This window comes from Streptomyces sp. NPDC047022, assembly GCF_040644155.1.
Taxonomy (GTDB): domain Bacteria; phylum Actinomycetota; class Actinomycetes; order Streptomycetales; family Streptomycetaceae; genus Streptomyces.
Genome location: NZ_JBEYVV010000007.1, coordinates 85144 through 96768, shown reverse-complemented (window position 1 = coordinate 96768; position 11625 = coordinate 85144). Strand labels below are relative to the sequence as shown.

At 72.0% G+C, this 11625-nt stretch carries 10 protein-coding genes and 1 pseudogene; 8 read left to right on the top strand and 3 right to left on the bottom strand.

The annotated features are described in order from the left end of the window. Positions 1 to 5 precede the first annotated feature (5 nt). The 7 genes from ABZ845_RS10735 (at position 6) to ABZ845_RS10705 (ending at position 8934) form a co-directional block, all read left to right on the top strand. The gene (locus tag ABZ845_RS10735; RefSeq protein WP_360976032.1) at positions 6 to 1058 is read left to right on the top strand and encodes an ABC transporter ATP-binding protein; all 1053 of its coding nucleotides are present in this window, start codon (positions 6 to 8) and stop codon (positions 1056 to 1058) included. 42 nt (positions 1059 to 1100) lie between these two features. Then, positions 1101 to 2585: an HAD-IA family hydrolase gene (locus tag ABZ845_RS10730; protein WP_360976029.1), complete on the top strand. Its 1485-nt coding sequence runs from the start codon at positions 1101 to 1103 to the stop codon at positions 2583 to 2585. Between the two features lie 234 nt (positions 2586 to 2819). Then, on the top strand, positions 2820 to 5315 hold the full coding sequence (locus ABZ845_RS10725) for an ATP-binding protein (protein ID WP_360976026.1): 2496 nt from the start codon (positions 2820 to 2822) through the stop codon (positions 5313 to 5315). Then, on the top strand, positions 5305 to 5754 hold the full coding sequence (locus tag ABZ845_RS10720) for a roadblock/LC7 domain-containing protein (protein WP_360976023.1): 450 nt from the start codon (positions 5305 to 5307) through the stop codon (positions 5752 to 5754). Before ABZ845_RS10725 ends, ABZ845_RS10720 begins: the two co-directional genes overlap by 11 nt. Positions 5755 to 5761: 7 nt before the next feature. Further along, a complete protein-coding gene (locus tag ABZ845_RS10715) occupies positions 5762 to 6142 on the top strand; it encodes a DUF742 domain-containing protein (protein ID WP_360976020.1) in 381 nt (126 codons plus the stop codon). Between the two features lie 223 nt (positions 6143 to 6365). Beyond that, complete coding sequence (locus ABZ845_RS10710) at positions 6366 to 7154, top strand: carbon-nitrogen hydrolase family protein (protein WP_360976017.1); 789 nt, start codon at positions 6366 to 6368, stop codon at positions 7152 to 7154. Positions 7155 to 7236: 82 nt separating this feature from the next. After that, entirely contained in the window at positions 7237 to 8934 is a 1698-nt protein-coding gene (locus ABZ845_RS10705; protein WP_360976014.1) for an NAD(P)/FAD-dependent oxidoreductase, read from the top strand. Positions 8935 to 8994: 60 nt separating this feature from the next. Here ABZ845_RS10705 and ABZ845_RS10700 read toward each other — a convergent pair whose 3' ends face one another. Both ABZ845_RS10700 and ABZ845_RS10695 read right to left on the bottom strand, forming a co-directional pair. Further along, positions 8995 to 9924, bottom strand: a complete 930-nt coding sequence (locus tag ABZ845_RS10700) for an LLM class F420-dependent oxidoreductase (RefSeq protein WP_360976011.1) — start codon at positions 9922 to 9924, stop codon at positions 8995 to 8997. A 90-nt stretch (positions 9925 to 10014) separates the two neighbouring features. After that, on the bottom strand, positions 10015 to 10713 hold the full coding sequence (locus ABZ845_RS10695; RefSeq protein WP_360976008.1) for a DUF5995 family protein: 699 nt from the start codon (positions 10711 to 10713) through the stop codon (positions 10015 to 10017). Positions 10714 to 10932: 219 nt separating this feature from the next. Here ABZ845_RS10695 and ABZ845_RS10690 point away from each other — a divergent pair, with 219 nt between their 5' ends. Next, positions 10933 to 11391 carry a thioesterase family protein gene (locus ABZ845_RS10690; RefSeq protein ID WP_360976005.1) on the top strand — a complete coding sequence of 153 codons (459 nt, stop codon included), beginning with the start codon at positions 10933 to 10935 and terminating at the stop codon, positions 11389 to 11391. On the opposite strand, the pseudogene ABZ845_RS10685 reads toward ABZ845_RS10690, so the two are convergent. Then, a pseudogene (locus ABZ845_RS10685) lies at positions 11351 to 11625 on the bottom strand (MFS transporter); the annotation flags it as partial. The gene ABZ845_RS10690 and the pseudogene ABZ845_RS10685 overlap by 41 nt on opposite strands.

The following is an 11625-nucleotide window of genomic DNA, read 5'->3' as shown; positions in this document are numbered from 1 at the left end:
ACCGCATGACCCTCGACAAGGCCGCCACCGTAGAATTCCGCGGACTGCGCCGGGAGTTCGGCCCGACCGTCGCGCTCGACGGACTCGACCTGACCGTGCAGCCCGGAGAACTCCTCGCCCTGCTGGGCCCGTCCGGCTGCGGCAAGACCACCGCGTTGCGCATGCTCGCCGGGTTCGAACACCCCGACTCCGGTGAGGTGCTCGTGGACGGGGAGGACGTCACCCGTGTCCCGGCACACCGCCGCGACGCCGGGATGGTCTTCCAGTCCTACAGCCTCTTCCCGCATCTCAGCGTCCTCGACAACGTGGCGTTCGGGCTGCGCATGCGCAAGGTGGGCACGGCCGAGCGGCGCTCCCGGGCCGCCGAGCTGCTCGACCTGGTCGGTCTCGGCGACAAGGGCGCGCGCTTCCCGCACCAGCTCTCCGGCGGGCAGCAGCAGCGCGTCGCGCTGGCCCGCGCCCTGGCCCTGCGCCCCCGCGTGCTGCTGCTGGACGAGCCGCTGTCCGCGCTGGACGCCAAGGTGCGCCTCACGCTGCGCGAGGAGATCCGGCGGCTCCAGCAGGAGCTCGGCATCACCGCCCTGTTCGTCACCCACGACCAGGAGGAGGCGCTGTCCATGGCGGACCGGGTCGCGGTGATGCGGGCCGGGAAGCTGGAGCAGTGCGCGGCCCCCGCCGAGCTGTACGGCCGCCCGGCCACCGCCTTCGTCGCCGAGTTCGTCGGCACGATGAGCCGTATCCCGGGCAGCCTCTCCTCGGGGACCGTCGAGGTACTCGGGCAGCGGCTGCCCGTCGACGGGGACGCGCCCGCCGCGACCGACGTGGACGTGCTGGTGAGGCCGGAGGCCGTCCGGGTGACCGTGGACGAGAAGGGCGGCGCGCGCGTGGTCGCCACGGCGTTCCTCGGTGCCACGATCCGGCTGACCGTACGCCTCGCCGACGGAACCGAGGTGAAGGCCGACCGGCCGGCCCACGAGGCCGCCGAGCTGTCCGCCGGCGCCGCGGTGTCGGTGTCGCTGCCGGAGCGCCCGGTCCTGGTCGCCGAGCGCGCCCACTGATACCTCGTCCGTCCCCTCACCCCCCGTATGAAAGAGACAACCGTGACTCAACTGCCTCTCCAGGCTGTCCTGTTCGACATGGACGGCACGCTCGTTGACACCGAGCGGCTGTGGTGGGAGGCGGTGGAGCGGGTCGCGTCCTCACTCGGCAGGGCGCTGAGCGAGCAGGACCAGCCGGAGGTGCTCGGCCGCCCCGTCGAGCACACCGCGGCATGGCTGGCCGGTGTCACCGCGGCCGTGGAGACGGACGTCGCCGCCGACCTGCACCGCGAGTTCGCCGAGCGGGTGCGCCTCGGCATCGTGCCCCGCCCGGGCGCGCTGGAGCTGCTCGACGCCCTCGCCCGCGAGGGCGTCCCCACCGCGCTGGTGACCGCGTCCCCGCGGTCGGTCGCCGACACCGTCCTCGACGCCCTCGGGCCGGGACGCTTCGCGGTCACCGTCACCGCCGACGACACCCCGCACACCAAGCCGGCCCCCGACCCCTACCTCGCCGCGTGCAGCGCCCTGGGCGTGGACCCGGCCGCCTGCGTCGCCGTCGAGGACACCCCGACGGGGGTCGCCTCCGCCGAGGCGGCGGGCTGCGCCATGCTCGCGGTTCCTTCGCTCGCGCCCATCGAGGCGGCGCCGGGACGAACCGTGCTGGACAGCCTGGAAGGTGTCACACCCGAGCTGCTCGCTTCCCTGCCGCCGTACGAACTGAAGGTGATGAGCTGGAACCTCTGGTTCGGCGGCAGCATGGTGGACGAGCACCGGGCCAAGCAGCTCAAGGTCCTCCTGGAGACCGGCGCGGACGTCGTGGGCCTGCAGGAGACGGGCGGCACCGCTGCCGAGGAGCTCGCCGAGGCGCTCGGCTGGTACCACCACCGGGCCGGGGAGAACCTGGGAGTGATCAGCCGCTATCCGATCACCGCCCGCTTCGGCGACCCGGACGTGGGCTTCTACGGAGCGGCGGGTGTGCGGATCCGGGTCGGCGGCGGACACGAGGTCGACGTCTGGACCGCGCACCTGGACTACACGCCCTACGGGCCCTACGAATCGGTCTTCGACGGGCTGCCCGCGGCCGAACTGGTGGCGCATGAGGCGGTTCGGCTCGCGCAGATGCGGGACACCCTCGGGCGGATCGAGGCAGCGCACGGCCCCCGCGTTCCCGTCGTGCTGGTGGGCGACTTCAACTGCCCCTCCCATCTGGACCGGCCGGACGTCGAGTGGCCGGTGACGAAGGCGGCCGAGCAGGCGGGCCTGCGCGACTCCTACCGTGAGGCGCACCCGGACCCGGCCGCCGAACCGGGGCACACCTGGTCCCCGGTCCACCCCGTGCACGAGGACGGCAGCGGACGCCCGGAACCGCAGGACCGCATCGACTACGTCCTGCACCGGGGCCTCACGGTGCTCGATTCGCGAACGTACGTCAGCGGCACGCCTCGCCCCTGGCCCGACGTCAGCGGCAACGACTGGCCCTCGGACCACGCGGCGGTCGTCACCACGTTCGCCGTGCCCCGCACGGAGCGGCCCATCGACACCTTGTGACGATATGTCGACATAGCGAGGTGGCGATGTGGTGCCGCGGCATCCGGGCCGGTCGGACCGGCCCGGTGTTACCGGCGGCAACCATTGCGGTTTCCACAGGCGATCCCGTAGTTTGTGCGATCTCGCTACCAGTGGGTAATACCTGCGGGTGGTTTGATGCCTGGTCGATGCCTGGTCGATGCCTGGTCGATGCCCGCCCCAGTCACCCGATCGTCCTGCCGTTCTGGGGAGTTCATGCGCCGGTCCTTCGGTCGTCCCACCACGGTCCGCGCACGGATCGTGGCACTGACGCTTGCCCCGGCGGTCGCGCTGATGACGCTGTGGAGTTTCGCCATGGTGTCCGTCACCGGCGAACTGCGCGCCCTCATACGGGTGCAGGGCGTGTACGTGGACTTCGCCTCGCCCGTCGACACGGCGGTCGGGCAGATCCAGATCGAACGGCGCCTCGCCGCCGCCTATCTGGGCGGGGGCAGCGGCACCGGAGCGCCCGTCGCCCTGCTGGAGCAGGAGCGCCGTACCGACACTGCCGTGAGCGCCATGCGCGACGCGATCCGCGGCGGTGACCGCAGCCGGCTGACCGAGCGCCAGCAGCAGGTGCTCGACTCCGCACTGACCGCCGCCGACAAGCTCGAAGGGCTGCGGCAGCACGTGCTGTCCCGCGACATCTCCTTCGACCGCGCGGTGGCCGAGTACAGCACCCTCGTGGAACCGGGCTTCGCCGTGCAGTCCGCGCTCACCGCTCTCCAGGCCGGGCAGCTCGCCAGGGAGGCGCAGGTCGTCAGTGAGCTGGTGCGGGTACGGGAGTTCGTGTCACGCGAGGACGCGCTCGTCGCCGGGGCCCGGGCAGCCGGGCGGGTGACGGACGCTCAGTACGACGTCCTGACGGCGACGATCGAGGACCGCCGCGTCTTCGAGCAGACGTATGTGCCCTCTCTGCCCGCCGATTCGCGGGCGCTCTTCGAGAACTTCCAGCGCGGCTCGGTGTACCGGTCGCTGACCGACGGCGAGGACGCCCTGCTGAGGGCCGGTGCCGACCGGGCGGGCCGGGCCGTCGCGGCCGCCTCGTGGCGTACGACCACCGATCGCGCGGTCAAGCAGTACCGGGTGCTGTGCACTCAGTCGGCGGAGAATACTGCCGCGCGGGGCCGGGCCTTCGCCTACCGTGAGCTGACCAAGGCGGCCGTCGAGGGAGCGCTCGGACTGGCTGCCGTGGGCCTGTCGCTGTGGCTCACGGTGCGCGGAGCCCGTCGTATCTCCCGCAGGCTGGAGACGCTCCGGGACGCGGTCGACGTGCTGAGCACCCGTCAGCTGCCGGACGTCATGGAGCGGCTGAGCGCCGGAGAGGAGGTGGACGCCCTGGCAGAGGCGCCACCCATCGCCGACGCCGAAGCGGGCTACGACGAGATCGGGCAGGTCAGCCGGTCCTTCAACGCCGCCCGTCTGGCGGCGGTCGAGGCCGCCGTGAAGCAGGCCACGCTGCGCCGCGGCCTGTTCGCGGTGCTGCTCAACATCGCCCGGCGCAACCAGGCGCTCGTGCACCGCCAGCTCAAGCTCGTCGACACCCTGGAGCGGCGCACGGAGGACCCGGACATCCTCCAGGAACTGTTCCGCATCGACCACCTGACCACCCGGATGCGCCGCCACGCCGAGAGCCTGATCATCCTCTCGGGCGCGGCACCCGGCCGCAGATGGCGGCGGCCCGTGCCGATCGCCGACGTGGTGGCCTCCGCGGTCGGCGAGATCGAGGACTACGCGCGTGTCGTCGTCCCGCCGATGCCGGAGGTGGGCATCGCCGCCGACGTCGTCGCCGACATCGTGCACCTGATCGCCGAACTCGTCGAGAACGCCACCGTGTTCTCACCGCCGCACACCCAGGTCACCCTCCGCACTGGCCGCGCCCACGGCGGTTTCGTCCTGGAGATCGACGACCGGGGCCTGGGCCTGAACCCCGAGGAGATCGACGAGGCCCACCGCACCCTCACCTCGCCGGACGACTTCGACCCGACCCGGCACAACCGCCTCGGGCTGTATGTGGTGGGGCGGCTCGCCACCCGGCACGGCATCAGGGTCACCCTGTGCCGGTCGCCCTACGGCGGTACGACGGCGGTCGTGCTGCTGCCGCAGACGGTGCTGGCCGAGACGGAACCGGAGCCTTCGGCGCGACAGGACCACGCGCCGGTGCACGCACTGCCGCTGCGGCGCAAGACGACCGCGCCCGCGCCCGAGCGCGAGCGCGAACGGGAGGGCGCCCGCGAGCACGGGCGCCTGACACCCGTCCCCGCCGAGGACCTTCCGGAGGGGAACCTCCCAGAGGGAGTCCTCCCAGAGGGGCAACTCGTGAAGGACCCGGTGCACGGCCGCCCAGGAGACGCCGTTCACGCCCGGCCCGAGGAGCGCCCGGCGGACGGCGCAGCGATCCCCGGGCAGGCCGCGCCCAGGCCGGCCGACACCGGCCTGCCCAACCTGCCCCCAGGTGTGCCCACCCTGCCCACCCGCGTCCGCCAGGCCTCCCTCGCTCCCGGACTGCGCACCGAGGCGCCGTCCGCCGGGGCCTCCCCGGCGCGCGAGACCAGCGCAGAGGATATGCGGGCCATATTCGGCGCCTTCCAGCGCGGCCTGGACCGTGGCCGCAAGGGCGTCCCCACCAGCGCCGCGCCCGCCGAGCGGACCGGTACCCCCACGGAGCGAACCACCACCGAGGAAGGGACGGACGCCGACGATGCGCCGTGACCAGAGCCCCGAGTACATGGAAGAGGACGCCCAGCCGCCCGGCACGGACCTCGGCTGGCTGCTTGACGATCTCGTGGCGAGGACCGGCCATGTACGCCAGGCCGTGCTCCTGACGGCGGACGGCCTCCCGCTGAGCTGCTCGGAGGGCATGCGCAGAAAGGACATCGAGCACCTCGCCGCGGTGTGCTCCGGCTTTCACAGCCTCGCGCACTCGGCGGGGGAGCGGTTCGGCGCCGGACGGGTACGCCAGACCATGGTGATGCTCGACGACGCGTACCTCTTCATCACCCCGGCCGGAAACGGGAGCCGGCTGGCCGTGATGAGCGAGGTGCAGACCGACGTCGGCCAGCTCGCCCACGAGATGGAACTGCTCGTGCGCCGCGTCGGCCGCCACATGGACGCGGCCGTCCGCTCGGCCGCGGACACCGGGGCTCCCTGATCCGCCGGTGACCGACGACCACTGGTACGAGGACGAGACCGGGTCGATGGTGCGGCCCTACACCGTCACGCGGGGCCGCACCCGGCCCTCGGACCGGCACACCATCGATCTGATGTCCCAGGTCACCGCCCTGGAGGCGGAAGACGGACGGCAGGGCCTCGACCACGCCCCCGCCGCCCTGCTGGAGCTTGTGCGCCGCGGCCCCCGGCCGGTCGTGGAGCTCGCGGCGGACGCCGACCTGCCCCTGACCGTCGTACGCGTCCTGCTCGGCGACCTCGCCGAGGCGGGCCTGGTACGCATCGACGCGCCGCGCCGGTCCCCGGTCGGCGGACCTGCCGCGGACCCGGAGCTACTGCAGGAGATCATGGCGCGACTGCGGGAGATCTGAGAGCCGTGAGGCTGGAGCGCCCTGGGCGGCCACACCCCCTGTGACCTGCGTCTCAGCGATGCCGGGCCGGTGGTGCGGCGTGCAACGAATCGCCGCCGCACCCCTCACGGACGCAATGAACCGCTCACCCGCGCGCAACGGCTCCTCCTTGTCCGGCCAAGACCGCCGACCGTACCGTCTAACAGGCCCCCAAACCCCCCTTCGGTACCGGTGGAGAACCCGCATGCGCACCGCCCTGCTCCAAAGCTCCGGACGCCCCGGCTCGGTCGCCGAGAACCTCAAGGTCCTCGACGGCGCCGCGGGCCGTGCCGCCGCCGCGGGCGCCGGGCTGCTGGTCACACCGGAGATGTTCCTCACCGGCTACGCGATCGGCGACGCCATCGCCGGCCTCGCCGAGCCCGCCGCCGGGGGCTCCGCCGACGCGATCGCCGAGATCGCCTCGCGGCACGGCCTCGCCATCGCCTACGGCTACCCGGAGCGCGAAGGCGAGACCGTCTTCAACTCCGTCCAGCTGATCTCGGCGGACGGAACCCGCCTCGCGAACTACCGCAAGACCCATCTCTTCGGCTGCTTCGAGCGCGACCACTTCACGCCGGGCGAGCAGCCGGTGGTCCAGGCCGGGCTGAACGGACTGACCGTCGGCCTGATGATCTGCTACGACGTCGAGTTCCCGGAGAACGTCCGCGCCCACGCCCTGGCCGGCACCGACCTCCTGCTCGTCCCGACGGCGCAGATGCACCCCTTCCAGTTCGTCGCCGAGAACCTGGTCCCGGTGCGGGCCTTCGAGAACCAGATGTACATCGCGTACGTCAACCGGGTCGGGCAGGAAGGGGAGTTCGAGTTCGTCGGGCTCTCCACCCTCGCCGGTCCCGACGGGATCGCCCGTGCCCGTGCGGGCCGCGTGGAGGAACTCGTCTTCGCCGACGCCGACGCCGCGCACCTGGCCGCCTCGCGTGAGGCGAACCCGTACCTCAAGGACCGCCGTCCCGGCCTGTACGGGTCCCTCGTCTGACGCCCGGTCCTCGCCGGCCCTCCCCAGCCCCTCAGCCCCCAGCCTTCCCCACAGCTTTTCCCGCGCAAGGAGTCCGTACCCCATGACGTCCACGGTGCCCAACGCCGCCCAGCACACCGACGGGCAGCAGCCGCCGATCACCATGTTCGGCCCGGACTTCCCCTACGCCTACGACGACTTCCTCGCCCACCCGGCGGGCCTCGGCCAGATACCCGCCACCGAGCACGGCGCCGAGGTCGCGGTCATCGGCGGCGGACTGTCCGGCATCGTGGCGGCGTACGAGCTGATGAAGATGGGCCTGAAGCCCGTCGTCTACGAGGCCGACCAGATCGGTGGCCGGCTGCGCACCGTCGGCTTCGAGGGCTGCGACCCCTCGCTCACCGCCGAGATGGGCGCCATGCGCTTCCCGCCGTCGTCCACGGCACTGCAGCACTACATCGACCTGGTGGACCTGGAGACCCGGCCGTTCCCCAACCCGCTGGCCGAGGCGACCCCCTCGACCGTGGTCGACCTGAAGGGCGAGTCCCACTACGCCGAGACGCTGGACGACCTGCCGCAGGTCTACCGCGACGTGGCGAACGCCTGGAACGCCTGCCTGGAGGAGGGCGCGGACTTCTCCGACATGAACCGCGCCCTGCGCGAGCGTGATGTGCCGCGTATCCGCGAGATCTGGTCGAGGCTCGTCGAGAAGCTGGACAACCAGACCTTCTACGGCTTCCTGTGCGAATCCGAGGCGTTCAAGTCCTTCCGGCACCGCGAGATCTTCGGCCAGGTCGGCTTCGGTACCGGTGGCTGGGACACCGACTTCCCCAACTCCATCCTGGAGATCCTGCGCGTCGTCTACACCGAGGCCGACGACCACCACCGCGGCATCGTCGGCGGTTCCCAGCAGCTGCCGCTGCGCCTGTGGGAGCGGGAGCCCCGGAAGATCGTGCACTGGACGTACGGGACGTCCCTGCAGTCCCTGCACGAGGGCGGCGTGCCGCGTCCCGCGGTGACCCGTCTGCGCCGCACCGCCGGCAACGCGATCACCGTCACCGACGCGAACGGCGACATCCGCACCTACCGAGCGGCGATCTTCACCGCCCAGTCCTGGATGCTGCTGTCCAAGATCGACTGCGACGACGAGCTGTTCCCGATCGACCACTGGACGGCCATCGAGCGCACCCACTACATGGAGTCCAGCAAGCTGTTCGTGCCGGTGGACCGGCCGTTCTGGCTGGACAAGGACGAGGAGACCGGCCGTGACGTCATGTCGATGACGCTCACCGACCGGATGACCCGTGGCACCTACCTGCTGGACGACGGTCCGGACAAGCCCGCGGTGATCTGCCTGTCCTACACCTGGTGCGACGACAGCCTGAAGTGGCTGCCGCTGTCCGCGAACGAGCGGATGGAGGTCATGCTCAAGTCGCTCGGCGAGATCTACCCGAAGGTCGACATCAGGAAGCACGTCATCGGCAACCCGGTGACGGTCTCCTGGGAGAACGAGCCCTACTTCATGGGCGCGTTCAAGGCGAACCTGCCGGGCCACTACCGCTACCAGCGGCGCCTGTTCACGCACTTCATGCAGGACGGGCTGCCCGTCGACAAGCGGGGCATCTTCCTCGCGGGCGACGACATCTCCTGGACGGCCGGCTGGGCCGAGGGCGCCATCCAGACCGCGCTGAACGCCGTGTGGGGCGTGATGCACCACTTCGGCGGCGCGACCGACGCGACCAACCCCGGTCCCGGCGACCTCTACGACGAGATCGCGCCGGTCGAACTGCCGGAGGACTGAGCAGGACCGTGCACAGGGGCGGGCGCCGGAGCACCGGCGCCCGCCCTTTTGCGCCCGGACTCAAATACCGGCCGCCCGCGCCGCCGTGTACAGCTGCGCGGCCACGTCCTTGAGTTCCTCCGCGTCCCGCACCGAGAACTGGAGGTCCACGAGGATCTCGGGGATGCCGACCTCGGCGTGGGCCGCGAGGTCCTCGACGATCTGGTCGACACTGCCCTGGAAGGGCGCCCGGTCCGGGCCGTCGTACGCCTTGCGCGAGTAGTCGGCGTTGGTGCGCAGTACGGCCTGGAGGGGTGCGGTGCGGCCACGCTCGGCGGCCAGATCCTGCAACTCGCGCCACTGCGCGGCCAGTCGTTCGGCGCCCATGCCCATCGGCATCCAGCCGTCGGCCTTGTCCACGAGCCGCCGCCGGGCCGCCCCGCCGGCCGCGGCCAGCAGAATCGGGATCGGCCGGGCGGGCTTGGGGGCGACGACCGCCGAGGAGATCTGGGCCAGCACGCCCTCATGGGAGACCGGGTCGGGTCCCCACACCGCGTGGCAGACGTCGAGCACCTCGTCCAGCACCTTGCCGCGCTCCTCGAAGGGGCGGGGCGACGCCGCCGCGTACTCGTCGAGGGACCAGCCCGTGCCCAGGCCCGCCACGACCCGGCCGCCCGCGGCGGCGTCCAGCGTGGCGAGCGCCTTCGCGAGCTGGAAGGGCAGATGCAGGGGCGCCACCAGCACGCTCGTGCCCAGCCGGGCACGCGACGTGGCCGCGGCGGCGAGCGTCAGCGTGACCAGGGGCTCGGCGACCCCGCGGTAACTGTCGGGCCAGGGCAGCCCCTCGATGCCGTACAGGCCCTGGGAGGTCTCCAGCGGGAACAGCGCCCGCTCGTAGACCCACAGGCTCTCGTACCCCATCTCCTCGGCGGCGCGGGCGACATCGGGCACATCGCGCCCGATGTCGTACTGCTTGTTCTGCGGGAGGCCGAGTCCGAGCCGGGTCGCCATAGCCGTCGCTCCTTCACGGGGGATGTACAGCCGGTTCAACGTACAACGATCTTGAGGGAGGTGCCGCTGCGACGGACGCGGATGGCCGGATCAGAGCGGCAGCGGTGTGAGCAGGACGCGGTTGGTGAACCCGACCGTCGCGTCCAGCCGCTCGGCGAACTCCCCGGCCAGCCCGGGAAGTCCGCGCAGTGCCCACAGGGCGCGCGCCGCCGACCAGGCCGCCTCGCGTGCCTGTTCAAGGCTCCATGCGCCGATCAGATGGGTGAGGGGGTCGGCCACCTGGAGCAGGTCGGGGCCGGGCATCACATCCTCCCGGATGCGTTCCTCCAGCGCGACGAGGATCATGCCCACCTGTTCGAACTCGTCCTCCAGGTCGCCCGGTTCGCAGCCGAGCGCACGGCAGGTGTCCACTACGGCGAGCGCGAGGTCGTGCCCGATATGGGCGTTGATGCCCGCGAGCGCGAACTGGAGCGGCCTGACCCCAGGATGGCGACGGGACTGCACCAGCGGACGCCAGCAGGCCGGAACGGATCCCTGCCCGGCGCGCTCACCCGCACGCTCCTCGGCGACCGACAGATATCGCTCGGCGAACCGCACGTCCAGCGCCGTCGCGGCCCGCCTGTCGGGGAAGTACCCGCCGTCCAGACGGCGGCCGACCTCCTCGGTGACCGTGAGATAGACGCGGTTGAAGACCGCGAGACCGTCGTGCTCCGGCCAGGACTCGCCGAGCGCGCGCATGCGTGAGACGACCGTGTCCACCCCGGCCGTGCACTGCTCCAACCACACCATGGCGGCAGAGTCCCAGGCCGGGCCCGGCCCGAGGGCCACCGGCCCGCGGGCTTCCCCGGAACGGGGGAACGCGTGGGTGGTCCGGACGGGCGACGCGGACCGGCGACGGGGGAACCGGGTGAGGGGCCTGAGATGCGGCTGAGCGACCGCTTATTATGGGTCCCTCCAGCGCCGCAGTGTCGCGAGCGCCTCACCAGGTCCGTACGAGGAGCCCCGCCCGTGACCACCGAAGCCCACACCGTGCCCGCCGTCTCGTACGGGCGGCTGATCCCCGTCACCGTCCACTTCGACGACCTCGACGCGCTCGGCCTGCTGCACAACGCCCGCTATCCGGTGATGGTCGAGCGCGCCTGGACCACCCTGTGGCACGAGGAGGGCTTCGTCTTCGAAGGCGACTGGGCGACGGCGGGGGACTTCTGCAACGCCGTGAAGGAGCTGCGGATCACCTACGAGGCCCCGGTGACCAGGCCGGGCGTGTACGCCGTGCACCTGTGGCTCGAACGGCTCGGGAACACCGGCCTCACCTACGGCTTCCGCTTCTGCTCGGCGGACGGGGCACTGACGTACGCGCAGGGCACCCGGGTCCTCGTCCGGCTCGACGCCGAGACCCTGCGCCCCACCTCGTGGAGCGAGCAGCTCAGGACCGTGGGCCGGGAACTGCTGCGTCCGGCCGACTGACCCCCGGCCGGCCGCGGTCGCCCTGGCGCAGCACGCCGGCGAACCCCGTCAGCCCGCACGCAAGCACCGTCACCAGGCCGAAGGAGACCACCAGACTGGTCGCCTGGGCGAGCCCGCCGAGCACGCCAGGCGCGATCAGGCCCGAGGTGTAGGTGATCGTCGCGACGCCCGCGATCGCCTGGCTGGGATCCGTGCCGCTGTGCCCCGCCGCCGCCAACCACACCCGCACCGCGA